This window comes from Lysobacter sp. TY2-98 (assembly GCF_003367355.1).
GTDB lineage: Bacteria > Pseudomonadota > Gammaproteobacteria > Xanthomonadales > Xanthomonadaceae > Cognatilysobacter.
Map to the genome: position 1 here is coordinate 1562396 of NZ_CP031413.1, position 26881 is coordinate 1589276.

The 26881-nt window shown below is 68.6% G+C and carries 26 protein-coding genes; 17 read left to right on the plus strand and 9 right to left on the minus strand.

The window, feature by feature from the left end; genetic code table 11:
- Positions 1-151: 151 nt before the first annotated feature.
- Positions 152-808, minus strand: a complete 657-nt coding sequence (locus DWG18_RS07430; protein WP_115646613.1) for a glutathione S-transferase family protein — start codon at positions 806-808, stop codon at positions 152-154.
- A gap of 52 nt (positions 809-860) precedes the next feature.
- Positions 861-1418, minus strand: a complete 558-nt coding sequence (locus tag DWG18_RS07435) for a DUF3228 family protein (RefSeq protein WP_115646614.1) — start codon at positions 1416-1418, stop codon at positions 861-863.
- 160 nt (positions 1419-1578) lie between these two features.
- Between DWG18_RS07435 and DWG18_RS07440 the strand changes: the two genes are divergently transcribed.
- From DWG18_RS07440 to DWG18_RS15405, 5 genes are all read left to right on the plus strand, one after another.
- Positions 1579-2076 (plus strand): lipocalin family protein, encoded by a 498-nt coding sequence (locus tag DWG18_RS07440; RefSeq protein ID WP_115646615.1) that lies wholly within the window; start codon positions 1579-1581, stop codon positions 2074-2076.
- Between the two features lie 111 nt (positions 2077-2187).
- The gene (locus DWG18_RS07445; RefSeq protein WP_115646616.1) at positions 2188-3192 is read left to right on the plus strand and encodes a DUF2272 domain-containing protein; all 1005 of its coding nucleotides are present in this window, start codon (positions 2188-2190) and stop codon (positions 3190-3192) included.
- 476 nt (positions 3193-3668) lie between these two features.
- On the plus strand, positions 3669-4046 hold the full coding sequence (locus DWG18_RS07450; protein ID WP_115646617.1) for a YkgJ family cysteine cluster protein: 378 nt from the start codon (positions 3669-3671) through the stop codon (positions 4044-4046).
- Complete coding sequence (locus DWG18_RS07455; protein ID WP_115646618.1) at positions 4043-4276, plus strand: hypothetical protein; 234 nt, start codon at positions 4043-4045, stop codon at positions 4274-4276. Before DWG18_RS07450 ends, DWG18_RS07455 begins: the two co-directional genes overlap by 4 nt.
- A 10-nt stretch (positions 4277-4286) precedes the next feature.
- Entirely contained in the window at positions 4287-4430 is a 144-nt protein-coding gene (locus tag DWG18_RS15405; RefSeq protein WP_205289418.1) for a hypothetical protein, read from the plus strand.
- A 9-nt stretch (positions 4431-4439) separates the two neighbouring features.
- On the opposite strand, the gene DWG18_RS07460 is transcribed toward DWG18_RS15405, so the two are convergent.
- The gene (locus tag DWG18_RS07460) at positions 4440-5156 is read right to left on the minus strand and encodes a DUF4386 domain-containing protein (protein WP_115646619.1); all 717 of its coding nucleotides are present in this window, start codon (positions 5154-5156) and stop codon (positions 4440-4442) included.
- 98 nt (positions 5157-5254) lie between these two features.
- Positions 5255-6667, minus strand: coding sequence for a PLP-dependent aminotransferase family protein (locus DWG18_RS07465; protein WP_115646620.1), 1413 nt, complete (start codon positions 6665-6667; stop codon positions 5255-5257).
- 133 nt (positions 6668-6800) lie between these two features.
- Between DWG18_RS07465 and DWG18_RS07470 the strand changes: the two genes are divergently transcribed.
- Both DWG18_RS07470 and DWG18_RS07475 read left to right on the plus strand, forming a co-directional pair.
- Entirely contained in the window at positions 6801-7166 is a 366-nt protein-coding gene (locus DWG18_RS07470) for a hypothetical protein (RefSeq protein ID WP_115646621.1), read from the plus strand.
- Positions 7163-7369: a twin transmembrane helix small protein gene (locus tag DWG18_RS07475; RefSeq protein ID WP_115646622.1), complete on the plus strand. Its 207-nt coding sequence runs from the start codon at positions 7163-7165 to the stop codon at positions 7367-7369. Before DWG18_RS07470 ends, DWG18_RS07475 begins: the two co-directional genes overlap by 4 nt.
- 9 nt (positions 7370-7378) lie before the next feature.
- On the opposite strand, the gene DWG18_RS07480 is transcribed toward DWG18_RS07475, so the two are convergent.
- The 4 genes from DWG18_RS07480 to DWG18_RS07495 form a co-directional block, all read right to left on the minus strand.
- Complete coding sequence (locus DWG18_RS07480; RefSeq protein WP_162823752.1) at positions 7379-8155, minus strand: DUF2189 domain-containing protein; 777 nt, start codon at positions 8153-8155, stop codon at positions 7379-7381.
- 111 nt (positions 8156-8266) lie between these two features.
- The gene (locus tag DWG18_RS07485) at positions 8267-8746 is read right to left on the minus strand and encodes a carboxymuconolactone decarboxylase family protein (protein WP_115646624.1); all 480 of its coding nucleotides are present in this window, start codon (positions 8744-8746) and stop codon (positions 8267-8269) included.
- Between the two features lie 43 nt (positions 8747-8789).
- A complete protein-coding gene (sigJ, locus tag DWG18_RS07490; protein WP_115646625.1) occupies positions 8790-9686 on the minus strand; it encodes an RNA polymerase sigma factor SigJ in 897 nt (298 codons plus the stop codon).
- A gap of 118 nt (positions 9687-9804) precedes the next feature.
- A complete protein-coding gene (locus tag DWG18_RS07495; protein ID WP_115646626.1) occupies positions 9805-11850 on the minus strand; it encodes a M13 family metallopeptidase in 2046 nt (681 codons plus the stop codon).
- 243 nt (positions 11851-12093) lie between these two features.
- Here DWG18_RS07495 and DWG18_RS07500 point away from each other — a divergent pair, with 243 nt between their 5' ends.
- Entirely contained in the window at positions 12094-12588 is a 495-nt protein-coding gene (locus DWG18_RS07500) for a hypothetical protein (protein ID WP_115646627.1), read from the plus strand.
- Positions 12589-12614: 26 nt separating this feature from the next.
- On the opposite strand, the gene DWG18_RS07505 is transcribed toward DWG18_RS07500, so the two are convergent.
- The gene (locus DWG18_RS07505) at positions 12615-12974 is read right to left on the minus strand and encodes a helix-turn-helix transcriptional regulator (protein WP_115646628.1); all 360 of its coding nucleotides are present in this window, start codon (positions 12972-12974) and stop codon (positions 12615-12617) included.
- Positions 12975-13272: 298 nt separating this feature from the next.
- Between DWG18_RS07505 and DWG18_RS07510 the strand changes: the two genes are divergently transcribed.
- The 9 genes from DWG18_RS07510 (at position 13273) to DWG18_RS07550 (ending at position 26826) form a co-directional block, all read left to right on the plus strand.
- Positions 13273-14238 (plus strand): BTAD domain-containing putative transcriptional regulator, encoded by a 966-nt coding sequence (locus tag DWG18_RS07510; RefSeq protein ID WP_115648091.1) that lies wholly within the window; start codon positions 13273-13275, stop codon positions 14236-14238.
- 336 nt (positions 14239-14574) lie between these two features.
- Positions 14575-14922: a hypothetical protein gene (locus DWG18_RS07515; RefSeq protein WP_115646629.1), complete on the plus strand. Its 348-nt coding sequence runs from the start codon at positions 14575-14577 to the stop codon at positions 14920-14922.
- The gene (locus tag DWG18_RS07520; RefSeq protein ID WP_115646630.1) at positions 14919-20207 is read left to right on the plus strand and encodes an N-acetylmuramoyl-L-alanine amidase; all 5289 of its coding nucleotides are present in this window, start codon (positions 14919-14921) and stop codon (positions 20205-20207) included. The genes DWG18_RS07515 and DWG18_RS07520 overlap by 4 nt, the downstream gene beginning before the upstream one ends.
- A gap of 9 nt (positions 20208-20216) precedes the next feature.
- Positions 20217-21218 carry a hypothetical protein gene (locus tag DWG18_RS07525; protein WP_205289319.1) on the plus strand — a complete coding sequence of 334 codons (1002 nt, stop codon included), beginning with the start codon at positions 20217-20219 and terminating at the stop codon, positions 21216-21218.
- Complete coding sequence (locus DWG18_RS07530; protein WP_115646632.1) at positions 21218-21487, plus strand: hypothetical protein; 270 nt, start codon at positions 21218-21220, stop codon at positions 21485-21487. The genes DWG18_RS07525 and DWG18_RS07530 overlap by 1 nt, the downstream gene beginning before the upstream one ends.
- Complete coding sequence (locus DWG18_RS07535; RefSeq protein WP_115646633.1) at positions 21484-22251, plus strand: hypothetical protein; 768 nt, start codon at positions 21484-21486, stop codon at positions 22249-22251. The genes DWG18_RS07530 and DWG18_RS07535 overlap by 4 nt, the downstream gene beginning before the upstream one ends.
- The gene (locus DWG18_RS07540) at positions 22248-23675 is read left to right on the plus strand and encodes a S8 family serine peptidase (protein WP_115646634.1); all 1428 of its coding nucleotides are present in this window, start codon (positions 22248-22250) and stop codon (positions 23673-23675) included. Before DWG18_RS07535 ends, DWG18_RS07540 begins: the two co-directional genes overlap by 4 nt.
- Before the next feature lie 296 nt (positions 23676-23971).
- The gene (locus tag DWG18_RS07545; RefSeq protein ID WP_115646635.1) at positions 23972-25732 is read left to right on the plus strand and encodes a hypothetical protein; all 1761 of its coding nucleotides are present in this window, start codon (positions 23972-23974) and stop codon (positions 25730-25732) included.
- A 32-nt stretch (positions 25733-25764) separates the two neighbouring features.
- Entirely contained in the window at positions 25765-26826 is a 1062-nt protein-coding gene (locus DWG18_RS07550; RefSeq protein ID WP_115646636.1) for a hypothetical protein, read from the plus strand.
- Positions 26827-26881: the final 55 nt, after the last annotated feature.

The following is a 26881-nucleotide window of genomic DNA, read 5'->3' on the forward strand; positions in this document are numbered from 1 at the left end:
GTCGCAGCCGAACATGTTCTTCGTGTTCGTGTTCGACGGCAGCGCCCGGCCTGGCCATACGGCCGCACGCGGCGTGCGCCGAGCGAGACCGCTTCGCGCGCCGTCACCGCCGGTGCGCCTCACGCCCACTGTCATCGGGCCACCGCCGAGGTCAATCGCGATCAGGTGCGCCCAGCGGGAACAGCGATCGATACGGACGGGCTTCGTCGACGGCGCGAGCGAACGACGGTCGCTGCAGCAAGCGAGCGCGATAGGCGCGCAGCGTCGGATACACACCGCTGATCGGGTGCACCCAGTCGGCGTAGAACAACGAAGGCGCGGCGGCGCAGTCGGCCAGGCTGAAGGTATCGCCGGCGGCCCAGGTGCGGCCCTGCAGGCGCGCTTCGAGCCAGGCATAGGCGATGTCGAGCGCGGCGGCCGTGCGCTCGCGCGCATCGTCGACGCGACCGTCGGGGCGCAGCGCTTCCGACACCGGCTGCTGCATCGGCGTCATCACGTAGTGGTCGAACACACGATCCATGAAGCGCACTTCGAGCGCGGCGACGGGATCGTCGGGCAACAACGCAACCGGGTCGCGGTGATGCAGATGCAGGTGCTCGATGATGATCGTGGTTTCCGCGACGGTGCGTCCGTTGTCGACCAGCACCGGCATGCGCTTCATCGGCCACAACGCGGACCACTGCAGGGCGACGTCGGGATGCTCCGGCGAAATGACGCGGTAGTCGAACGGCAATGCATTTTCGTACAGCGCGATGAGCACCTTCTGGCAGTACGACGAGAACGGGTGTCCATAAAACACGAGTGACATGGCATTTCCTCGTTGCATCGCGGCGCTGCCGCAGTGGGGTGCGCGGGTGACGTCAGCCGCGCCAGTTCGCGTGCGTGCGCCAGAACTCGACGCTGCGTAGGTAGGCGTCGTGGTCCAGCGCCACGCCGGAGCCGCCCTCCTCCACGCCCAGCGCGTTGCGCATCATCGTGATCGGCGCCATCGGCGTTTCCTCCGGCTCCGCGGTGTACATGCAGCCGACGATGCCCCAGTCCGCGTCGATCACCGTGCCTTCCCTCGCCAGCTGTTCGCGGCTGTAGAGGATGGGGATGATGTACTCCGCCACCGGCGGTTCCAAGCCATCGAACCAGCGCACCAGCACCGGCAGTTCCTCGCGGTTGCGCGCCTCGTAATCCGAGCGCAGCAGATGGCGGTTGTCGTCGGTGATCGGCACCGCGAGGCAGCGCGTCGACGTCCAGTTGCGATGCACGTGCAGCTTGCAGAACGGTGCATAGCCGTCGAGCACCTTCATCGGCGCGACCTCGTTGAGGTGGCGCACGAATTCGTCCGGCGTGCAGTCCTGGATGGTGTTGCGGCGCGGCTCGCGCGGGAACAGCCGAGGGCGCGCGAACTCGGTGAGGACGATGGACATGCGGGATCACGTCGACGGCGGAAGCGCGATTATCGCGGCCCGCGACGTCGGCCGTCGCGCGTCGCGCGTCGCCGGAAGGGTCGGCGCCGCACACGTGCGACCTTGCCGACCCATTCACTCGGAGCGTCCTATACCGGGCCGCCCCGACCCGGAGCCGCCCATGTCCCGTCCCGCGCCGCCGACCGTGACCAGGTTCGATCTGTCCCGCTATCTCGGCACGTGGTACGAGATCGCGCGCCTGCCGATGCGCTACGAGCCGCCGGACTACACCGACGTCAGCGCGACCTACAGCCTCGAGGCCGATGGCAGCGTGCGCGTCCAGAACCGGGCGTACGACGGCAAGGGCGAGCTGCAGGAGTCGATCGGCCAAGCCAGGCCGCTCGACGCCAGCGACGACAGCCGGCTCGAAGTCACGTTCCTCCCCGAGGGCCTTCGCTGGATTCCGTTCACCAAGGGCGATTACTGGGTGCTGCGCGTGGATACCGACTACCGCACCGCGCTGGTCGGCAGTCCCGACTACACCTTCCTGTGGCTGCTGCATCGCGAGGCCACGCTCGATGCGACGACGCGCGACGCGTTCCTCGCCACGGCGCGGGGACTCGGTTACGACCTCTCGAAACTGATCCAGACGCCGCATACGGGACGCCGCACGGCCTAGGGGTCGCTGCACCACAGGGCACCCGTCGTCCGACATACGGTCGGCGGCCTCGACCGCTCGCAAACATTCCGTGTGCGAGCGTCGGCCGTTTCTACGTTGCCGCCAGATCGCATGACACGTCCGCAAACGATGCGCTTCGCGCTCGCCGTCATCGCCGCCACGCTTGCGCCTCGCGCGCACGCCGCGGACGTGTGCGCGGACGCGGCGGCATCGACGTCCGGCAACACCGCGTCCCGCATCGCAGCGATCGCCTGCGCCGAGCACGATCTCTGGTACGCGCCCTTCATCGACGAGAACGGACGCCTCGCCAACATGCGCATCTCGGAAGCCGAGGGCTCACGCCTGCGCGATGGTGCGACCCCCGCATGGCAGCGCGTCGCGATGTACTGGCGCGGCAGCGGTGTGCAGTGGCCGAGCCCGTCATTGCCCGCAGGCGCGGATTGCAACGGCACCGGCGGCGAAGTCGCGTCCGCGCTGTGCCGGACGTTCCTGATCGACACCCCGTGGTCGGCGGTGTTCGTGTCGTACGTGATGACGCGTGCCGGCGTGCCGGGCTTCCAACCCTCCGCACGCCACGTGGACTACGTGCGCGACGCGTTCCGCGGCGGCGACACCGCCCCGTATCGGCTCGCGGATCCCGATGCCGAAGCGCCCGCGACCGGCGACCTGATCTGCTTTTCCCGCGTGTCGCAGGTGTTCGGCGTGCAGGGCTTCCGCGACTGGCTGGCGCGCTCGTCCTCCGCACCTCTGGCGATGCATTGCGACATCGTGGTGTCGACCGCCAACAACCGTGCACGACTGGTCGGGGGCAACGTGCTGCAGGGCGTGACCATGCGTGTGTTGCCGCTCAACCGCCTTGGCAAGTTCTGGGCCTTGCCACACCGGTCCATCGGCGAACCCGAATGCGATCCCGGCACGCCGTCCGCGTGCAATTTCAATCGTCAGGATTGGGTGGCGCTACTCAAGCTCAACCCCTCGGCGAACGTGCCCGCCACCGGACCGCTCATGCCCGGCCCGCCGACCAAGTGCTGCGTGGTATGCATGCTGCCGATGGCACCCGACATGAAACGCTGCCCGGCGCCCGCGACCGAGCCGACGACGTCGCCAGTTCGCTGAGCGAATCGAGTCGGTCGATGTCGGTGCCGTGCCGGATTGCCGGCGAGGCCTTCAACCGACGACGCGCGCCGACCGCTGCCGGCCTGCGCCGTTCCCGCTCCGGCGCGCGACGGCAGGCTTCGAGACATTCGGGCGTCGCTGCAGTGCGGCTATCGCCCCCGGATTCCGCGCCGGGAATGCCAGACCTCGCCACCTCGTCGAATCCGACCCGGACAGCGAAACCGCGACCCCGCCCCGCGCGAATCGCCCGGACTCCCCAGCGCGACGGCTCGTTCAGGCGCTGCGTGGAGCGCACGGAGACATCCTCGGCTCAGGGGCTACGCGGTGCCGCGCCGTGGCGTTGCGCTACCGCTCACACGCGAAAGCGTAAGATTGGGGCTTCCAGCTACACTCGCGCGCTTCGCCCGGCCCAGGCCGACCGTTTCGCTCCTTCCTGCGACACCACGTCACGTGGGCGCCCCCTCGGGAGCAACGGCATGCGGTTCGACCCCCTCCCCATTCATCCTGATTCGCTGTCGTCCCTGACACGCGAAGACGAGTCCGCCGCTCCGCCGACCGCGGACTGCGACCATTGCGACGCGGTCTGTTGCCGTCTCACCGTCGTGGTGCAGCCGGAGGACGGCATTGCCGAGCACCTCACCACCCGCCTCGGCGGCCTGCGGGTGATGGCCCGTGACGCCGACGGCTGGTGCGTCGCGGTCGACAGCGCACGGATGTGCTGCTCCATCTACGAGGCACGCCCCGAAGTCTGCCGCCGCTTCGAGATGGGCGGCCCCTACTGCGAGGCCGTGCGCGAGGACTACACGCGCAGCCATCGCACCATCCCGTTGCACCTGACAGGAACCCCGTCATGACGTCGAAGATGTCGCAAATGCCTTCCGCAAGCTCATCCACCCGCCGCAGCGATGTGTCGCGCGACCTCACCCGCGAACACATCAGCGAGCACCTGGCTGCATTCCGCGCAGCGGGCGGGGTGGTGGAGGTTCTGGGTAATACTCCGATCCACCGCTCGACGCCGCCGTCGGGCAAGTCCGCATCGAAGAGCGCACCGCGCGCGACCACCAGCCCACCCGCCTCCACCTGAGGACTCCATCTTGCCCAAGCCCAACTATTCGTTCGAGAAGCGCCAGCGCGAAATCGCCAAGAAGAAGCAGAAGGACGAGAAGGAAGCGCGCAAGCGCGAAGCACGTGCCGCGGCGAAAGACACCGGCACCGACACCGCGACTCGGCCGGAATAGGCGTCGCCGTCAGGGGCGGGTGGCATCCATTCGTCGTTGCCATCCACCGGCATCGACGCCCCGGATCAGCAGCCAGAGCGCGAACGACGTTTCGGCAACGAAGACCGGCAGCATCACCCACGGGAACAGCACGCCTTGCAGCGACGGCGCGAGCAACTGCGCGAGGCTGTTGACGAGATAGCAGACGCCCGCGACCTGCATGAGCATGCCGATCGTGCGCGGCAGGAACCCCGAGCGCCGGATCAGGTGCCCTTCCAGCACGCATACCACGCCGAAGAAGATCAGCCCGATCCCGAAGCCGTGTTCGTGCAGGCGTATCGCCACGTATGACCACGCCTGCAACTGCGTGGCCGGAACGCCATGCAGGTATGGCGCGTCGCCCAGCAGCATCAGCGGTACCAGCAGGAACAGCTTGTTGGCGACCAGCACCGCCGTCTGCACGAGATTGAACAGCAGCACCAGCAGCGCGAGACGCCGGTTCACGACGCGGAACAGCGCGTACAGGCTCCACATCACGAACACGTCGCAGACGTGCATGAGCAGGTCGATCGCGATGCCCAGACGCCAGCGATCGGGCGACGCTGCGATGCGTGCGGCCGTCAGCGCGGCGTCGCCACTTGCCACCATCGACCCGCGCACGGCCAACTCGCCGAATATGCCGGCAGCGATGATCACGAGATAAAGCAACCCGGCGAGACGGGCGTAGGGCTGCGGTGACGTCGTCATGAGTCGTGTGCGCTGAATGCCTGCCGCACGATTCCACGCGAAGCGCGGCCGCGAGCGTGCCGGTGGTCACGCGCACCCTTGGCGCCGCGAGCGGCGCGTCAGCGCTGGCGCGCGAGCCGCCCCACCTGCCGGATCGCCGCCAGCGCGCGCGTGCTCAGCGGGTGACCGAAGTTCACGCGCAGGAAGTTCCGGAAATCACCGGACGCCGAGAACATCGGACCGGGCGCAAGGCTGATGCCGGCCGTCGTCGCATGTTGGCGCAGCTGCAGTGCGTCGACATCCGCGGGTAGCTCGACCCAGAGGAAATATCCGCCATAGGGGCGGCTGACGCGTGTCCCCGCCGGAAAACTTTCGGCAATCGCCGCGATGTACTCGTCGCGTTGCGCTTCGAGCGTCGTGCGCAGCTGACGCAGGTAACGCGCGTAGCTGCCGCGTTCGAGATAACGGGCGAGTCCCAACTGCACCGGAATCGACGTCGCCAGCGACGCGGTGAGCTTGTTCTGCGCGACGGGCGCTACGAAGCGTCCGGGCGCCACCCAGCCGACGCGATAGCCCGGTGCCAACGTCTTGGAGAATGAGCTGCAGTGCAGCACCCAGCCCTCGGTGTCGAACGACTTGGTGAGCGCGGGGCGTCGGCTGCCGAAATAGAGTTCGTTGTAGACGTCGTCCTCGATCAGTGGCACCTGGTGACGCGTGATCAGCTCGACCAGCGCGCGCTTCTTGTCGTCGGGCATCGCGCTGCCGAGCGGGTTCTGGAAGTTCGTCATCACCCAGCACGCCTTGGGCCGGTGCCGGACGAGTGCGGTTTCGAGCGCTGCGAGGTCGATGCCTTCGCGTGGATCGGTCGCGACTTCGATCGCATGCAGGCCCAGCCGCTCCAGCGCCTGCAGGCAGACGTAGAAGCAGGGCGACTCCACCACGACGGCATCGCCCGGCCTGCACACCGCGGACAGGCAGAGGTTCAGCGCTTCCATCGCGCCGTTGGTGACGATGATGTCGTCCGGGCTCACCTGCACGCCGTCGAGCAGGTAGCGCAGCGCGATCTGCCGTCGCAGCTGCAGGCTGCCGGGCGTGAGTTCGTCGACGGTGCTCCACGGGTCCATGTGCGTTGCCGAATTTGCGAGCACGCGGCCCAGCTTTTCGAGCGGGAAAAGCAGCGGGCTCGGGAACGCCGACCCCAGCGGCACGACATCGCGCGACATCGCCGAACGCAGGATCTCGAACACCATCGCGCTGATCTCGACGGGCCGCGCCTGGCTGTCGGGCGTCGACGCCGCCTCCGGTTCGAGCGGGAGTTGCCGTCCCTTCGCGGCGACGTAGTAGCCCGAGCGCGGCCGTGACTGGATCAGCCCCTGCGCTTCGAGCAGGTAATAGGCCTCGAACACCGTGGCCGGGCTCACCTGCCGGGTCGCGCTGGCCTGCCGCACGGACGGCAACCGGTCCCCCGGCTTCAGCAGGCCGTTCTGGATGGACGCGGCGATGTCGGCGGCGAGGGCTTCGTAGCGCTTCATGACGGGCCCGATGAGGTGCGCAGGCGGGACCGGAGCGATCTGATCCGGTTTTTTCAACCGAATCTGCTTCTGAAAAAACTGATCCGGTCGGCCTAGGCTAGCACCCGTCGAAAACGCTTTGCCGAGCGCCACCATGAATGCCGACGTCCAACTCAATCTCGCCCTGATCCTGTTCCTGCCCTGGTACGCGATCCTCGTGGGCCTGTACTGGTTCTTCCCGCGGCAGCCGCGCTCGCTCGTGCGCTGGACGTTCGACGTGGTCGCACTGGTCGTCACCACACTGCTGTCGATCATGGCGATGCAGTGGGGCTACCTCAACGCCGATCCGCACGCCGGCGCGATCTGGAAGCAGGTGCTGGCGACGTCCGTCTGCTACGGCGTCTTCCTGGCGTCCATGACATCCGCATTCTTCCTGCGTCGCTCGCTCATCGTGCGACCGCATGCACGGCGCGCGTCCGAGACGACGCCCGTGACGCACTTTCCCGAGGTGGCTTCATGAAGACCCTGTTCGTCCTCGGCTTCCTCGCGCTCATCACCTACAACCTGGGCGCCGGCCTCTACTACATGCTCGCGGACAAAGGCACGAGCAAGCGCACCGTCGATGCACTGACCAAGCGCATCGTGCTTTCGGTAGTACTGATCCTCCTGATCTGCGCCGGCATCGGTACGGGTTACATCCAGCCGCACGGCGTCGGCGCGTAAGCCGCGCGCTCAATCGAGCAGCGGCCAGTCGCGCGGATCGAGGATGGCCCGATAACCGTGCCAGGCCGCGTAGGCGAGCCACGGCATCACCAGCGCGAGGCCGACGAACGCGGTCGCAAAGCCGAGCGCCGTCAATGCAACGATCAGCGCCGCCCACGTCGCGCAGGCCGGCTTGTTGCGCAGCACGGCGTTCACGCTCGACACCAGGGCGGTGATCATGTCGACGTCGCGATCGGCCACCATCGGCAGTGAGAACGCGCTCGCGGCGAACGTGATCGCTGCGAACACCGAGCCGATGACCGAGTCGATCGCGATGAATTCGAGCAGCGAATGCAGGCTGCCGTCCTCGACCGTCACGAACGCGTTGATCATCATGCCGGCCCGTGACCACAGCAGCAGCACGACCATCTGCACGATCGCGAATACCGCCGCCTGTCCGACGATGCGCCGCGCCCGTGCGATGCAGGCGGTCGTCCGCGGCATGCCACCGCGTTCGAGCGTGCGGCTGACGTCGTAGAGCGCGGCCCCGAGCAGCGGCGCGACGAACACGAAGCCCGACAGCAGCGCCGCGAGCAGGGCGAATCGTCCCAGCCACCACGCGAGCGCCGCGATGCCGGCACTGATCACGACGAGCACCAGGCCGAAGCCGAACGTCAGCGCCGGTGCACGGCGCAGGTCTCGCCATCCGGCCGCCAGCCAGTCGAACGGCGCTGTCCACGGCAGCGTTCGACAGGGCACGACGAAGGGCTTGTCGGATGCGGCATCGCGGCGTTCCGGTTCCTGCATCCGCCCTCCCGCTCTCATCGGTCCGGCTGCACGCTGCGCCGGGTGTCGGATCGCGTCAAGCGCCTCGACAAGCGAACAGACGGCCGCGCGTCCGATCTGCACGGAGCGCCGCTAGGCCGTCGCCGTCTCCGCCTTGCGCGCCACTGGCTTGTAGTTGCCGCCGATCGTGCGCGCCGCGATGTTGATGCGGTTCCAGCTGTTGATCGCGACGACCAGCAGGGTGAGGTCGACCAGCGCGTCTTCGTCGAAGTGCTCGCGCGCCTTTGCGTACAGAGCGTCCGAAACGGACTCGTGCGACGGCAGCTCGGTGAGTTCCTCGGCCCAGGCGAAGGCGATGCGCTCGCGCTCGCTGTAGAGCGTGGTCTCACGCCAAGCTGGCAGCAGGTACAGGCGCTGCTCGGTCTCGCCGGCGGCGCGTGCGTCCTTGCTGTGCATGTCCAGGCAGAACGCGCAGCCGTTGATCTGGGACACGCGCATCAGCACGAGCTCGATCAATGCAGATTCGAGGCGGCCGGCCTCGTGGATACGCTGACCGAGCGTCACCAGCGGCTGCATGGCGGGGTAATGGCGCTGGATGGAAAAACGGTTCACGACGGACTCCTTGCGGTGAGGCGACCGGAGTGGCCGCCCTTCCCTACAAGGACGCTGCAGACGGCGGATTCGTGACAGGCGCGAGGCGCGCGAGCTTGTGCGGATGCCGCAGCGCATGGATCGCGGTGATGCGCTCGCCGTCGGACTCGATCCACATGGCCGTCGCCAGGCCGCCGTCTTCGTGCATGAGCAGCGCCGGCTCGCCGTTGAGCGTCGTGAGCTCGTAGCGCACTTTCGCCTGCAGCAGGTGGCGCCCGAGCTGAAGATATAGCCGCGCGAGACGCTCTGCGCCGTGCAGCGGATGCAGCGTCGCTTGGGCAAGGCCGCCGCCGTCGCTGATGTGAATGGCGTCCTCGGCGAACAGCGCACGCAGCGTGTCGAACGTCGGCTGCGCCATCGCGGCGACGAAGCGTTCGAGCAGACGGCGCTGGGCGGCGGCATCGACGTTGAACCGCGGGCGCCCCTCGCGCAGGCGCGTCCTCGCGCGATGCACGCGCTGCCGGCAGGCGTCATCCGCGATGTCCAAGATGCGCGCAGCCTCGGCGTGGCTGTAGTCGAACACCTCGTGCAGCAGGAACGCCGCGCGTTCCTCCGGGCTCAGGCGTTCGAGCAGCAGCAGGAAGGAGAGCGTGAGCGTCTCGCTGCGTTCGTGCTCGGCCTCGGGCTGATCCGTCTCCGGCGCCAGCGGTTCGGGCAGCCACGGCCCGGTGTAGTGCTCGCGGTCGGACTTCGCGCGACGCAGGCGATCCAGCGCGAGGCGCGTGATCACGGTGACCAGCCACGCCTCCGGATCGTCGAGCGACTCGACGCCCTGCGCATGCAGCCGCAGCCACGCGTCGTGCAGCACGTCCTCGGCGTCAGCGGGCGTGCCGAGCATGCGATAGGCCAGGCCGAACAGGCGGGGCCGATGGTGCTGGAAAAGCTGTGTCGCGCGGTCCATGGCGATCTCCTCGAATCCCTCCAGGACGTTCCAGACCGCCCGAACGTGACCGCGTTCCGACCGCCTGCCCGTGTCGGGACGGCGCTCCGTCCCGACACCGGCCGTCAAACGACAGCGATCACCAGATCCGCACGCGATCCGCCGGTTCACGCCACATCGGCTGGCCCGGCTTCACGTGGAAGGCGTCGTAGAACTCGGGGATGTTCGACATCGGGCCCAGCACGCGCCACTTGGCCGGCGCATGCACGTCGGACAGGAGGCGCTGACGCAACTTCTCCTCGCGCTGCTGGCTCATCCAGCCCAGCGCATAGCCCAGGAAGTAGCGCTGCGTCGGCGTCAGTCCGCCCATGCTCTTGCCTTCCTTGTACTGCGCGGTCTTCTGGAAGGCTTCAAGGCCCAGCAGTACGCCGCCGTAGTCGGCGATGTTCTCGCCCAGGCTCGCCTTGCCGTTGATGTGCAGGCCGGGCAGCGGTTCGTAGGCGTTGAACTGGTCGACCATCTTCTGCGCGGCGGTGGTGAAGCGCGCGGCGTCCTCGGCGGTCCACCAGCCCGACAGGTTGCCCTTGGCGTCGAACTGGCGACCTTCGTCGTCGAAACCGTGGGTGATCTCGTGCCCGATCGTGCTCGCGGCAACGTAGCCGTACGCGACGGCATCATCGACCTCGGCATCGGGCACGCCCGGCACCATGAAGATCGCAGCCGGCAGCACGATCTCGTTGTTGGACGGGTTGTAGTACGCGTTGTACGTCTGCGGGGTCATGTCCCACTCGGTGCGGTCGACCGGCTTGCCGAATTTCGACAGGTTGTCCTGGAACTGCCAGCGCTGCGCATTCATCACGTTCGCCGCATACGACTCGCGACCGACGACCAGCGCGGAGTAGTCCTTCCAGTGATCGGGATAGCCGACCTTCGGCGTGATCGATGCGAGCTTTGCCAGCGCCTTGGTCTTGGTGTCCGCGCCCATCCAGTCGAGACGCTCGATGCGCGCGCGGTACGTGTCGCGGATCGCTTCGACCATCGCGGCGTAACGCTGCTTCGACGTCGCCGGAAAGTATTCACCGACGAAGATGCGGCCGAGCACCATGCCCATCGCATCGTTCTCTTCGTCGAGCACGCGCTTCCAGCGCGGACGCTGTTCCTGCTGGCCCGACATCGCGCGGCCGTGGAAATCGAAGTATTCGGTGTCGAACGCGGTCGACAGGTACTCCGCGTACGAATCGACCAGGTGGTAGCGCAGGTAGTCCTGCAGCACCGGCACCGGCGTTGCGCGCAGCAGCTTCTCTTCCGCAGCGAAGAACTCAGGCTGGCCGACGATCACGTACGAGGGTTTCAGGTTCCACGCGGCCAGGCGCGCGGTCCAGTCGATCGACGGCGTGTATTTGGCCGTCAACTCCGCCGGAGACATCTTGTTGTAGTTCTTCTCGGGGTCGCGCAGATCCTCGAGCTTGCGCGAAGCCTTTGCGAGCGCCGTTTCGAACGCCATCACCTTTTCGGCAGCCGCCTTCGCATCGTTGGGCTTGCGGCCGAGCAGTTCGAAGCTGCGTGCGATGTGCGCGACGTAGGCAGTGCGCAACTTTGCGACGCCGGCTTCGGGATTGAAATAGAAGTCGCGCTCCGGCAGGCCGAGGCCGCCCTGGCTGACGCGCACCGCCATTGTCGCGCTGTCCTTGTCGTCCTGGCTGATGCCCACGCGGAACAGGCTGCTCACGCCGATCGGCTTGAACGCGAACACGGTGTCGAGCACGTCCTTCGACGAGCGGATCGCGTCGATGCGTGCGAGTTCGGTGTCCAGCGGGCGGACGCCCAGCTGGTCGGCCTTCGCCGTATCCATCGCCGTCGCCCAGAAGTCGCCGATCTTCTGCGTGTCGCTGCCGGCGTCGCCACCGGTCTTCGCCGCGGACTCGCTGATCGTGCGCAGGCGCGCATACAGTTCGTCGTCGACCTCGTTGCCAATGCCCCAGCTCGACTCGGACTTCGGGATCGGATGCGCCTTCAGCCAGCCGCCGTTCGCGTATTGGAAGAAGTCCACGCCCGGATCGACCGACGTATCGAGGTGCGCGGCGAGGAAGTCCTGCGACGTGCCCGCGGCGACGGCGCCACCGGTGGAGAGCACGAGGCCGGCGGAAACGAGCGCAAGGCGCAGGGAGGACGCGAGGCGGCCCATGGACACTCCGGGGGGGAAAGAGGAAAGCGGAAACTTTGGCGGCGGGCGCGGCGGACGCCAAGCCCCCAAAGGTCACGATCGCGAGGCCTCGATGGCTGGCGGGTTCCCGACGAAATGCGGGCCGGGAAGATGGCGAGGAGGGGTGTGTGAACGTTCGCACCATTGCCGGCGACGGCTGAACACGGCATGCACCGGGGTGTCGCGGCTCGAGAGTTCGCGCGCGGATGCCGCCACAATGCCCGCATGGTCGACGCTGACTTTACTGCGCGCCGCGAACGCATCGTCCGCGACGTCCTCGCCTATCAACCTCTTCCCACCGCGCTCGTGCGCCGCCGTCGCTGGATTCGATGCGGCGCGCAGGTGCTGGCGCTGGGCGGTGTGTGCGGTGCCCTCGTGGCGGTGTGCCTTGCGCATCCGGACCACGTGGCCGACGTGACCATCGGCGTCCTCATCGCGATCTTCATGCTCGGCACGGCCGCGTTGGCCGGCGCCACGCGGACGCGACTGGAGCGCGACCTCGCGCGGATTCCACCGATCCAGTTCGACGAAGTGATGCGCCTGTGTCGCGCGCACGCGCCCATCGGCGCCGCCGTTCGCGGATGGCGCGAAGCACTGGGCGAACTGCGCAACATCGAGGGCCGCATGCTGTGCGCGGCGAGCGATGAGCTGACGTTGCTCGGGGTCGAGCGCGAGCTAGCGGGTGGCAGCAGCGACGTGCACGCCTATCGCACGCGCTGAACCGCGCAGCGACGCCGCGACCGCACTCAGCGACCGATCGTCTCCAGGATCGCCACCGCCATGCGCTTCTTCGCTGGCGGCATGCGGCGCAGATGGCCTAGCGCCTGCGCCTCGAACTCGTCGCCGGCGTAGTCGTCGACCAATAACGCCGGCGTCGCGTCGAGCGCGTCGAGTTCGCTGGGTCCGCGGCCGGTCGCGAGCCATTCGAAACCGGTGCCGGTTTCGATCGCGATGCGGATCAGGTGTTCGACGCTGGGATGCGTGCCCTGCGGATGCTCCCACTGGGTGACCGCGCTGCGCTTGATGCCGATGCGCGCGGCCAACGTGCTCTGGGAGAGGCCGGCAGCCGTGCGGGCACGGCGGATGCGCTGGGGCAACGAGGTCATGGCGGGGCTCGCGGGACGACTCGTGGGAACGACGGCGGGACGTGCACCGCCGTCGCGAAGGCGTCGGGCGCGTGCAACTGTCCTGCCAGCGATTCTGTCGCGACGCGGTCCAGCCCCGCTGTCCACTCGTCGGTGCACGCGGTCATGGTCGCGACCGGTCGCCCTCGTCAGGACGACTTGCCCGCACGGCCGGTTGCTTCGCTGCGGGCGGAGTGCGTTGATCGCGTCCTACGACAGCGGCGCACCCGGGGGCGCCGACCGCCCCGGCAGGATGCCGGTGATGGCAGAGGGCACGCCGATGCTGCGTATTTCCCTGTTCGGGTCCATGGCGCTGGCCACGGGACCGGAGAGCGCACCCGAAGTGGCGGTGGCCGGCCGGAGCGCCAGCCTGCTCGCCTACCTTGCGCTGGGCCACGGCCGAAGCTTCAGTCGGTCGGAACTGCTCGCCAGCCTCTGGCCTGATCCCGGCGCCAGCGCGACCGCCGGCTCGTTCAACACCGCGCTGTGGCGGCTGCGCCGCCTGCTGGAGGCACCCCCGCTGGCGCAGCCCGGGCTCATCACCACCGACCGCCGCGGCGGCATCGCGCTGTGTCCGCAGGCGGACGTGTGGCTGGACGTCGCCGAGTTCGACGACCTGGTGGAACCGCGCCTCGCGCGGCCCGTCGAGCGATTGACCGACGAGGACGTCGACGCGCTCGAACGCGGCGTGCGGCTGTACAAGGCCGACCTGCTGATCGAACTCTCCGACGACTGGGCGCTGCGTGCGCGCGAGCGCTATCGGCGCAACTTCCTCAACGCGCTGTACCGGCTGATGCAGATCGCGACGATCCGTCGCCAGTATCTGGACGGCATCGGCCATGCGCAGCGCATCCTCGACCACGACCCGCTACGCGAAGACGTGCATCGCGACCTCATGCAACTGTTCGTCGCCAGCGGGCAGCGCGCGCTCGCGCTGCGCCAGTTCGAGCATTGTCGCGAACTGCTGCGCCGCGAACTCGCGATCCAGCCCATGCGCGAAACGCAGGCGTTGTATCGGCGCATTGCCGACAGCGCGGTCGGCCTGCACGCGGGCGGGGATGCGCCGGCCTCCGGCGAGCGTCGGCGCGCGACCGACATCGCGCTGCCGCCAATGACGAAGCCTTTCGCGATCGATCCGACATCGCGCGACGCCGGCATGGAGCCGCTCGACCTGCTCCACGGCGCGCGCGCGCACCTGGCCGCCGCGGACGCCCAGCTGCAGTTGAGCCTGCGGCTGCTGAACTGACCGGCCAGACCGCGCGGCCACAGTGCCGCGTAGTGACCGACTCCCACACAGCGCCAGCGGCGTCGACCTTCGGGCCGATGCCTCGCTTTGCGCGCGCTCGATGGCGATTCGGCGCAACGGCAGGCTGACGCCGCTTCCGGCCGGCTGACTCCGCAGCGATCTGCCTGCAACGCGCTGCGTCGCACTTCATCGCGCCACCGGCGCAAGCGATGCTTGCCGACATTACGGCCGCATCACACGCATCGCCCATCCGCGTGATCCACGCGTGATCCAGCCGTGATCCATCGGTGATGCCCGCGGCGCAGCGTCGGCTCGACACGCTGGCGGAGTTCCGCGATGGCCCTCCTCGAAGACCGCACTGCCGTTTTCATCGTCCGCGTGTGGTGCGAACGCGGCGACGGTGACGCCACGCTTACCGAATGGCGCGGCTCGGTGGAGCACATCCAGAGCGGGCAGCGCGCCTTCTTCCGCAATCTCGATGCGGTGCTCGAGTTCGTCCGCCCACATCTGGAAGGCATCGGCATCGACGCGCAGCAGCGCTTCTGGGAGCGCATCTCCTCCGCGCTCGACGACCCGCCGCAGGCCGCACCGGTCGCCATTCCCATTCCGTCCGCCGACGGCGCAGTGACCCACGACGCGCCCGCGCCCTCCCCTGTCGCCCTGCAAGCCAGGAGTTCGTCATGACCCGCATCCGTGCCAACCGCGAATCGATCGACGATCGCTTCAGCGTGCTCGGGTTCACCGTGAACGTCGACCAGCCGCTCTACGAGATCGGCCTGGCGACCGACCCGGAACTCTTCAAGCCCGAGAACCGCACGCGCCGTACGGCGGGCAACTTCTTCGCCAGCCCGCTGCAGGGCGCGCGTCCACGCAGCGACGCCACCTACCTCGTCCCGCCGGCCGTGGTGGCGCGCTTCGTCGGTCAGCCACGGCTGTACTTCGGTGTTGCCGCGTATGCCGGCAACGATCGCAACAAGCCGATCGTGGTGCGCCGCCCGGACAGCGGCCACATGTACGTGAGCCTGCGCGGCCTCACCGAGCGCGGCCTGCGTCGTGGCCTGCGCAACGGTAACGGCGGTAACGCTTCCGGCTACGGGGCGCCTTCACCGACGCCGACATGGGGTGGCGATGCGCTTCCGGATGCGCCGACGGTCTCGCCTCCGCAGAGCGGAAGCCCCGCGGCGACCGCGTCGCCGGCGCCGTACAACGACGGCTATTCGGACGAGCTGTGGAAGCAGAACGCTTCCGCGGCCACGACGCCCGGCGCGCCCGCGCCTGCTGCGCCGGCGTCCACTACTGCGCCTCTCCCGCCTGCTGCCAGCGCTGCCCCGACGCCGGGCACCGCGCCCTCCAACACGCCAGCGCCGGCCGCCACCACGCAAGGTCTGCGCGCGAACGGCGCGGGACAAACGTATTCGCGCAGCCCGCCCGCTCAGCTCCGCGCGGCGCCGCATCGCGCCGGCTACGACGACGGCTTCGGGCCGATGCCGGCGACGCACCGTGCATCGCCCGCACCATCGGCACCGCCGGTGCGCGCGATGCGCGTGGTCTCGAGCTACTACAACCCCAGCGACTGGCTGGACGCCCTGCGCACGCAGATCGGTTTCTTCGCCGCGAGCGTGCAGTGGTGGGCCGGCGTCGACAACACGACGGTGATGCCGCACAGCGCGATCTGCCAGGCACGTCGCGTCACCGGCGACGGCGGCGACACGCAGCACGGCACCGCGTTCTTCATCGCACCGAACCTGCTGCTCACCGCCGCGCATGTCGTCGACGGCCAGAGCGAGCTGATCATCGTGCCGGGCAAGAACGGCGCGGGCAGCGGCACTGCGAACGAACCGTTTGGACGCTTCCGTGTGACCGCCGCGGACATGGTCAAGCACCCGTCGTACGTGTCGAGCAGCCGCGACTTCGACATGGCACTCGTTCGCGTGCCATCGGCAAATGCATCACCCAATTATTTCGAACTGGTCGAAGAGCTGACGCAATCGCGCCCGGAAGGCGTGGTCGTTTCCGGCTATGCCGCGTACTCCGACCCGCAGGGCATCATCGACAGCGTCGTCAACGCAACGATCGACTCCGACAAGCAGCACCTGCACGGCGGCTACATCCGCTCGCTGCCGAGCGACGAGACGTTCGACTACGACCTGCAGTCGCTCGGCGGCACCAGCGGCTCGCCGGTGTACTACATCGAGAACGGCGACACGCCGCGCACGCACATGGTCGGCGTGCACGTCGCCGGCCAGAGCGACACCACAAACCTGGGCTGCCGCATCACGCCGGCCAAGCTTGCGTGGATCCGGCAGCAGGCCGCCGCGTGGAGCCAGTCGCTCACGTTCTCGCTTGGTGCGCGCGCGTTCTCCGACGACAGTGCCGGCGACGACGCTTCGTACGACGAAGCCGACCGCTACAGCCTGGTCGGCGAGCCGGTCGAACCGGAATTCGCCGAATCGCAGGGCGTGCGTGCGCGTACGCGCACCATGAGCGTTCCCGCGCCCGACTATCCCGGCGCGAGCCGCTTCGTACCGGCGCATTCGCGCAACTTCCGCGTCGGGCGTCGCCCCGGTGCGGTGATCGACCGCATCGTCATCCACATCACCGCGGGCGGGCCGAACATCAACGGCACGATCAGCTGGTTCCAGGATGGCGAACGCCGCGATCCGACCACCGGCAAGCAGGCTGGCCCGAGCAGCGCGCACTACATCGTCGGCCGCGACGGCGAAGTCGTGCAGATGGTTCGCAATGCCGACACCGCGTACCACGCATCGAGCGCGAACAGCCGCAGCATCGGCATCGAGCACAACGCCAACAAGCCGTACCGGCTGAACCGTCGCGACCTGCCGCCGACCATGGAGCAGTACCAGGCGTCGGCACATCTCGTTGCATGGCTCGCGTCGCAGTACGGCATCCCACTCGACCGCGAACACATCGTCGGCCACAGCGAGGCGACGCCGTCCGACCAGCACGACTGCCCGTCGTCGTACTGGGACTGGGACACCTACATGCAGTGCGTGCAACTCGCCGCGCAGGCGCTCGCGCAGAACAGCTCGACGGGCGCGGTGCCGGCGACGTCGCAGGGGCTGCGCAGCCGCGCCCCGGTTCGCGCGGCCAGCGCGAATCCCGCGCAGTTCACGTGGCCGTCGGGCCTCAGCGATCCCGGCCAGTACGTGCAGCTGTTCACGAGCGAATACAACCAGCGCCTGGCCGACGGTGCCTCCGGCGCACCCGCGCCGGATCCGACGCAATACGCCCCCGCCGAGGACGCGGACGCACGTGCGCGCGCCCGCACGCGCCACGACATCCTCGATCGCCTCGGTCGCGACCTGCAGGATTCGACCGACCGCATGCTGCTGCAGCGCGACCTGCTGTCGCTCGCGACCGCCGTCGCGATGCAGGTGCTCGACCTCGTCGCCGACCGCATGCCACCGGCGCCGTACGCCACGCTGATCCTCGACCCGAGCCAGGCGCCTGCGCCGACACGCGAGTTCACCGTGCCGACCGCGCTGCCGGCGATCAGCCGTCGCATCGGCATGTTCCTGGCGTGGATCGACGCGGCCACGCAACTGGCACACGCGGATGTCGCGGAGCGCATCGCGGCGCATCGCCGGCAGTGGGACAACATGAACTCCATGATCGGCATGGGCGGCACGTTCGCCAGCCTCATCCCGGGCCTCGGCGATGCGGTGACGATCGTCCAGCTGATCGTCCAGGGTGTCGTGCAGGCCGCGACGCCCGACTTCGACCGCCCGCAGAGCGATCTGTCCGCAGCAATGACGTCGATCCGCCGCGCGTACCGCGACCTCGCCTCGTCGCTGCTCCGCGGCCTGATCCTGGCGAAGTACGGCCAGACGATGGTCGTCAACATGCCGCTGCAGCCGTCGCTCGAGACGCTGATCGAAGAGCACGCTGCACACACGCTGCGCGGCTGGCAGGACGAGCTGCGCTTTCTCGGCGTCGGCGTCGACACCATCGCGGCGTCGCTCGGTGCACGCACCGCGCCGCCACGTGCGCGCACCGCGTCGTACTCACCGGTGCGCGCGCAGGAACTGCTGACGCCGTACTACGACCCGTCGAACCCCGGGTCCGCCCTGCAGTGCACCAGCGACGCATTCAGCCAGCAGCGCGAGGAGTGGTACGTCGGCGTCGAAGACACGTCCGCGTTCCCGCATTCCGCGATCTGCTACCTGCGCATGACGGCGCCGGACGGCACGGCCTACACCGGCACCGGCTTCTATATCGGTCGCAACAGGATCCTGACCTGTGCGCACAACCTGCACGGCATGAGCACGGTGCAGATCGTGCCGGGCCGCAACGGCGCAGGAACCGCACCGTTCGGCGAAGCGACGATCGATTCATCGCAATGGCGCGTGGCTCCGCGGTACACGGGCGACGGTAACTGGGACAACGACCTCGCAGTCATCGACAACGCACCGATCGCGGCGCCCAACGGCGCGTTCTTCCAGTTCCTCAACGCGACGCCGTCGAGCGCGATGCCGCTCGCGGTCTGCGGTTACTCGTCGAGCTCCAACCTGCACCGCGACCTGGGCCCTGTGGCCGATCGCAACAAGCAGCACCTGCACGGCGGTCACGCGCAGGGCCAGGCCACACCCGACACCATCGACTACGACATCCTCGCGGTCGCAGGTGCCAGCGGCTCGCCCGTCTACACCGTGCGCGATGTGGGCAACGGGCTCGAAGCCTTCGTCTGCGGCGTGCACGTCACGCGCGGGCCGATCGACCCGGGCACGGGTGGCACCAGCGTCAACCGCGCCTGCTTCGTGACCCCGGTGAAGATGGACTGGATCGAGGGTCGCGCCACCACGTTCGCGTATCGCGGCGCGCAGGCGCTGTCGGGCGACGGCGTCGAACACCGTGTCGCGCTGGTGCCGCAGCCCGACAAGAACGCCTGCTGGGCCGCCTCGATGGCGATGCTGAAGTCGTTCCGCAGCGATGCGTCGTTCGATCCGGAAGCCTTCGTACGCGAAGCCGGCGGTTCGCTGTCGACGTCGTATGCCTGGGACCAGCTCGAACGCGTGCGCGACCACTACGGCTTCCGCGTCATCGACCAACCCTCGAACGCGAGCCTGTACCACACCCCCATGCAGTGGGCGCAGTGGCTGCGCGACTTCGGCCCGTTGTGGGTGGTGATCGTCGGCGCACCGCATGCGGTGGTCGTCTCCGGCATCCGCGGCGATCTCAACGATGCCGCAGCGACCGAGCTGTACGTCCTCAATCCCTGGGACACGACGACCGCGTTCGACAACGATCCCGTCGCGTTCAACCCGCCGAATCGCGGCCACGAAGGCTGGATGTCGTTCGACGCGTTCGCCGCCGACTTCGGCAACATGGCCGAGCCCGACTACGGCAACTGGCGCATCCTGCATCTGCCGGCGACCGCCGCGCAGGCGCAGTCGCTGGGCGTCCGCAAGGCGACGTACCGCCTGGCCGCGGCACCGCTGGGGCGCTCGCTCTCCGACGATGGCCCGCAACCGATCGAACCGACGCGCGTGCCCGGCACGCGCATGAGCACCGTGCGCGGAAGCGCAGGTGCGAGCCGCTGGGCTTTGGACCAGCTTGAAGGTCGCAAGGCGCCGCAGACGCCCGCGCCGTCCGTGTCCTCATTGCAGGCGACCGACGTGGTGATCGACCTCGGCGAATGGCCCGCACTCGAAGGCCAGGCCGCGCCGCTCCCGCTGGTCGTGCGCTACCGCAGCGAAGCCGACGGCTCCATCGGCAACGTGTCGATCACGGCCGGCACGCCGACGCAACTCGGTTACGGCGTCGACGTCGTCGCCCGCATCGACGACGCGCCCGATGCGGACGGCGTCGCCGCGCTGAAGGTCGGCATCGACGTGCGCTTCAGCGGACTCGCCCAGGGCGCGCCGTGTGCACGCATCGACCTGCGCCTGCTCGGCAACGGGCGATACGAGCGCAGCAACCGCTGGACCGACACCAGCCTCGCCGCCTGAGACGCGACCATGTCCGCGCGCGCGCCCCTCAACGGAACGCCAGCCCGCGGCGGGATCTTCCCGCCCGGCATGGCGCGCGATGCGCAGGGTCGCAGCGCGCCGTCGTATGCGATGGCCAATGGCGATGCGTCCGCATCCACGCCGACTACGACGCCGAAGCCGCAGGCCACCGAGACCATCGCGCGCCGCGCCGGCGCGATGGTCGACGAGATCGACTTCCCCGGCTTCGTCGCGCAGCTCGTGCACGGCACGTTCGACGCGATCGTCGACGCGTCGATCCGGCAAATGGAGAGTTATTCGGAACTCGTCAGCGCCTGCGCGAAGACGGTCGAAGAGTTCACCGAAGCCAACGTCACGCCGAACCAGGCGCGCGACTGGCTGGCCACGCGCTATCCCGGCGACGTCACGCTGCTGCTGCCCGACGGCGCCGACCGCACCGAACCGCAGGTCGCACCGCGCGCCGAAGGCGTCGCACCGGCGTGGCTGTCCGACTACGGCATCGAAGGCGAAGAGCTCACCACCGAGCTTCTCGAGGAACGCGTCGTACCGCAGGTGCGCCGCAACATTGGTTCCGAACGCCATCAGCTGCTGTCCACCATGGTGCTGATGGGCCTGAACCGCGTCGCCGTGCGCGACGGAAGCATCAGCGCCAAGGTCATGTTCCGCGCCGCCGCCCGCGATGCGGCGGGCGTTCAGTACGCGACGTCGAGCGATCCCAAGTCGGTGAACAACTGGGGCGAACGCGGCGCGGCGAGTTACTCCGGCCAGAGCTCCACCATGGTGTCGACCCTCGCCGTCAACGCGCAGAACGAATCGAGCGTGCGCGCCGATCTGTTCGGCGAGGTGAAGCTCAACTTCGTCAGCGAAACCATGCCGCTCGACAAGCTCGTCGAGCCGGCGAAAGCCGCCGCGGTCCAGCGCCATGCCCCCGCACTTCGCGCTGCCGTTGCACCCGCACCGCAGGCCGCCGCGCCCGCGACGCCCGCACCGCCGAGCGGAGGCGCCGCCTGATGCTGCGCGAACTCCACCAGCTGCTGGATGAGCTGCACGACGGCCTGACCTCGATCGAGCTCCAGGGCGGCGTGCGTCTGTCGAAGGTCGACATGACGCTGCCACTCGAGCTGCGACCGGTATTCCGCAACGGCGGCTGCGTGCTGCTCGCCGACGTGCCGCGCGCCCGCGCCGTGGATGCGTGGTTCGCGACGCCGTCGAAGCTGGTGATCGGCTGGAGCGCGGACGGCGCGACGGCGGTGGCGTCGCACATGGAGCCGTCGCCATGAGCGCGCAGATGCCGCAACTGATCCAGGACTCCGGCGTGCCGTTCGACCTGTTCATCCAGGCGCTCACCGAGCAGCTGGACAAGGCGCAGGCGTCGATGGCGATCAAGGCGCGCGTCGGCCGCATGCCGCTGACGTTCGCGGTGAAGGACGTCTCGATCGACCTTCGCGCGTTCGTGCACATGGTCGACGACGACGTCTACCTGCGCCCCGCCGGTCCGGGTGAAGCCGAAGCCAGCACGATCAAACTCGCGCTCACCACGATCACCAAGGCGATGGTCGAGGAGAACGCGGTCGACTTCAAAGCCGAGGATCCGAAGTTCAACCTCAAGGAAGCACTCGGCGACCAGATCAGCGACGACGAACAGCGTCGCCTCGAACGCATCGGCGTCCGCACGATCACGCAGCTCAACGAACTCAAGGCGACCGCCGGCACGGATGTCATCGCGCGCCTGTCGCGCATGCCGGTCAACCGCCTGCAGCAGGCGATGATGAGCGCCGCCGCGCCGCGCGTCACGCGGGTGGAACGCAACGACCAGGGCGATCGCGTGCATCTCACCGCGCCGGGCCTGCGTGCCGGTCGTCTGCCGCTGGTGCGTGCGAACGGGATGTCCGTCCCGGTCGTCGCCGCGCATGACGGCGAGATCGTGCTCGCACCGATGGCGATGCAACTCGGCTGCGAGGCCGAAGTCGACTTCGGCGACGGTGAATTCGCGCGTGTGCACCTGGCCGACGGCCAGCTGGGCCGGTGGGAGGCGTCGCCATGAACGCAACCCTGGTCCCGCGCCGCCTGCTGCTCACACTGAAGCTTGGCGAAGTGCCGGAGCACGTGCCGGGCCTGCGCGCGGTGCACGGCTACGGCACGCCACTGGCGGACCACGTCGATGGCGGCGTCATCGACCGCATCCTGCGCCACCACGGCGGGGCGATCCGCGTCGCGCGTCTGCACAGCGCGCGCGTGCGCCGCGCCGAGCGCAACGTCGTCGGCGCACGTCGCTTCGACGACGCCGAACAACTCAGCGGCGTCGCGCGCGTACTGCGCGTCGAAGTGCGCGACGACGACCGCATGCCGGCACTGCTGGCCGCCCTCGCCGAACTGCCGATGGTCGAGCGTGTCAGCCCCGATCATCTCTGCCACGCGCCGTTCGACGCACCGACGGCCGACACGGACACACGCCGTGTCGGCGAAACGGGCTGGGCGCAGGATGCGATCCGCCTTGCGCAGGCGCTGCGCCTGGAACCGGGTGACCCGGCGGTGGTCGTGGGTCTCGCCGACACCGGTGTCGCCATGCATCACGCCGAACTCGACGCACGCGTACGCGCCGGCTTCGACAGCGTCGACCTTGATCCTGAGTCCGTCGGTGGCCTCACGCTCGTGGGCGACTTTCGCAATCGCGGCCAGCGGCCCGACGACGACGTCGGCCACGGCTCGGGGTGCGCCGGCATCCTGTCCGCACGCGGCGCCAGCATGCCGTCCGGCGGAGCAGGCCTGTGCGGCCTGACGCCCGTACGCGTGCTCGGTGCGGCCGTCGGTGCGGACGGCAAGCGCTTCGGGGTGGGCGCGCTCGACAACATCGACGCGGGCATGAAGCGCCTGATCGATCTCGGCGTGAAGGTCATCAACATGAGCTTCGGTACGCCGGACTCGCTGCTCACCGGCGACGCGCCACGTCCGCACGAGGAAGTGATCCGCTACGCGATGGCGCGCGGCGTGATCCTCGTCGCCGCCAGTGGCAATTCGGGCCTCGACGAGCGTTTCCATCCGGCCGCGCACGAGGGCGTGATCGCGGTCGGTGCGGTCGATCCGGCGCTCAAGCCGACATCGTTCAGCACGCGCGGTGACCATGTCGCGCTGTGCGCGCCGGGCCGCGACATCGTGACCTGCGGCCTCGCGGGCTACCAGCACGCCACCGGCACCAGTTTCGCCGCGCCGTTCGTGGCCGCCGTCTGCGCACTGATGTCCTCGCGTGCCCAACGTCGTGCCTGGCCGTTGAACGGCGACGACTGCAAACGCCTGCTGATCGCAAGTGCGCGCCCGTTCGCGCGCGCCGGCGTCACGGGCTGCGGTCACGGCGTGCTCGACGCGGCGGCAGCGCTGCGCGCGCTCGACGACGACATCGATCTGCAACTACGCGACGCCGATGCCAGCGACGCGTCGTACGAGTCCACCCCCGCGCCTGCCGCGGCCTGACGACCGAGGAGATTGCAATGGCGACGAAACGAAGTGCGAAGAAGGCGGCGGGCGGCAGAAAACGCGGCCTGAAAGCGCCGAGCAAGAGCGCCGCAGGCACCCGACGCGGCATCAGCGCGTCCGATGCACTCGGCACGGGCTCGCGACGCGCGCCGTCCGGCTCGGGCGGCAGCCCGCGCACCGCGGGCGCATCCAGCGGACCGCGTTCGGGCGGTCCGACGTCTCCACCCGCCGCGGCGGCCACCGCCTCAGGCACCTCCGGCAGCACCCACCCACACCACGAAGAGAGAACCGCCATGAACCGCATCCTGCTGGTCGATCTCGGCGAGCGCGAGCACAAGACCCGTGAGGAATTGCGCGGACGCAAGCTGAAACTCGAATCCATTCTCGCCAACAAGACGTTGGACGGCCTCAATCCCTCGCAACAGCGCGATTACGAGGCGATCAAGAAAGCGCTCGCCAGCGACGTCACCGCCGATCCGTTCTACCAGGTGCTCGCCGAAACGGTCACACAGATTCCGTGGCGGCAGCTGTCGGACGGCAACGACTTCGTGCACGAGTACGGCCTGCTCGGCAGCCAGCGCGTGCCGACCAACCTGCTCAAGCCGCTGAAGGAAGGCGAACGCGAACTCGCGGGCATCGCCGGCATCCTGCAGCTGGACAACCACGTCGAAGCGACGCGCGGCAAGGCGGACCTGGTCCGCGCGGTCAGCACCGCCCAGGGCGAATACCGCGCCAACCGCGCACTGTTCGATGCCGCGTTCGCGCAGTTGTCGGACCAGTACAAGGTCACGCTGCAGTCGCAGATCGATGCCGGCCTGATCGATGCCGACATCATCGGCTGCGAGCGCCCGGGCGGCGATCCGAACGAACGTCGCGACGTCGCCAGCACCGACACGCCGTTCCGTCCGAGCGGTGCGGAGATCGTGTGCGCGCTGTCGGCCCGCAACGTCGCCGCACTGGTGCGTCGACTCGCCTCCACGGGCATCACGGCAAACGATCCGTGGCTGACCAGCCGCATCCAGAACGGCTACGACATGCAGGCCGGTGCGATCGAAGGCGCCCCGCTGTCGTCGGCCGAGATCTCACTGCCCGAATTCGACGACACCACCGACGAAGTCGCGGTACGCGAGAACCTGCTGGGCGCGCAGGCCGTCGTGTTCGCCTCGCACTGCGAGGACATGAACATGTTCCAGGTCGTCGAGAAGTGCGTCGACCTGTTCCGCACGGGGCTGCTGCCGATCAGCCGCGGCAAGGCCGGCGACTACCTCTACGGCTACCTGAAGAAGGCGTCGGAGCGCATGACGCAGAACGAACGTCAGGACCTCTATCGCCAGGTGCTCGGTCGCAACGAAGGTGATCCGTCGCTGCCGGGCAATCCGGAGTTCAAGGAACTGTGGCTGCGCTTCATCGCCGCAGTGTCCAACTTCGGACGCCAGCTTTCCGTCGACCGCCTGCTGCGCACGAACGTGCCGGTCGCGGTCTCGCAGGAGCAGGTGCGCAAGGCCGGTCGCGACCTCGCCGCCAACCTGTCGGTGCACAGCTTCGGCATCGTGCGCTTCGCCGCCGCCGAGCTGCAGCAGACCATCCTCGAGTTCCGCGACGTGCTGTCCGACCCGGAGCTGCGCGCCTGCGTCGGCGCTCGCGACATGTGGCAATTCATCGACCAGGTCAACGCGAACTACCTCGGCGGGCTGCGCAATACGCACCAGCACCGCACGCAGGCGCGGTCGAGCGCGGTGGTCATCCGCTGGCTCGCGAACCACAGCGATCGCCTCGCCGGTCGCTACGGCGAAGTCATCAGCGTCAACGCGCTGACTAATCCGCAGATGAGCGGCAGCGACCAGCCGATGCTCAACCCGAACGACTGGGACCTGGTGCAGGCCTGCGAGCAGTGGCTGGCCGTCAGCGGCGTGCAGGAAGCGAGCATCGAGCAGTACTCGCAGTCGGTGGAGTCGCCCGTCATCCCGAGTCGGCCGATCGGCAACGGCAACGGCCTGCCGCCGGAGGCCCGCGCCATCCTCGAACAGGCCGGCATGAGCCTGCCCGCGCTGTGACCTCGTGACCTGACCGACCTCGGAGTTCCGCCATGAACGTCTCCACCTTTCCCGAACAGGCCGGCCCGCGGCCGGTCAAGCACCTGGTCCAGCGTTCCCTGCAATCAGCCGCGCGTGCGCTCGGCACGCGCGACCCCCTGCCCTACCTCGACAACCTCATCGAGCGCACGTTCTACCTGCCGGACGACGACTACTCGTACGCGCAGAACTCGCTGGCCCCCGGCGCCGTGCCGTACGAGCCGTCGTTCTCGGAGACCGAGCCGGGCAAGCTGCGTTTCACCATCGAACCGCTGGGGCCGAACGCGTCGCCGGTCGCACGTCGCGACGAAGCCACGCGCGAGATGCGTCGGCTGGTCTCACCGATCTTCGGCCGCGACGCACTCAAGTGGTTCGACTCGCGGAGCGAGGAATGGCGCGGCTTCGGCGGTCTGTCGTGGATGAACTACGGCGCATGGTTCGGCAGCGCGTTCGACGAGGATGGCCTCTACGCGGCGAAGATCTACTACGAACTGCTACCGACGCAGATCGACGCGCTCGCACCCGGCCTCGCCAACCTCACCCGCCAGGTGATGACGGAGATGCCGAACCTGATGCCCATCTTCACCAGCATCGGCTGCAAGCGCGAGAGCGGCAGCCAGCGGGTGACGTTCCTGCATCGTGGCCCGATGGCGGTATCCGCGCTGGGCCCGCTGATGAATCGCCTCGGCATCGGCCATCAGCTGCCGAGCCTGATGCGCATCGTCGGTGTCGCGCTCGGTGGTCGCTTCGAACTGCCGCCCGGCGGTGTGCTGGTGGGCGTGCGGGAAACGCCGGACGGCGCGGAGCTCAAGCTCGAGGTGCTGCTCGCGGCCATCCCCGACCTGCCGTCGCGCTTCCTCGACCTGCTGAAGCTCGGGCTCTCGGAACGTCCGCGGCAACTCGCGGCGCTCACGCGCTGGCTCGATGCGTTCGGCATGGACACGGGCGACGAAGGCCACTTCTCGGTGCTCAGCATCCGCGTCAATCCAATTTCGCCCGCACGCATCAGCCTGTACGTGCGGCCGATCGAGTTCGAGATGCGCGACGCCCTCGAAGACGCCCGCGCGATCCAGTAGCCCGCTGCACGCACGTACCGCGACGTTCCACCGCACGCCGATCCATCCGGAGCCC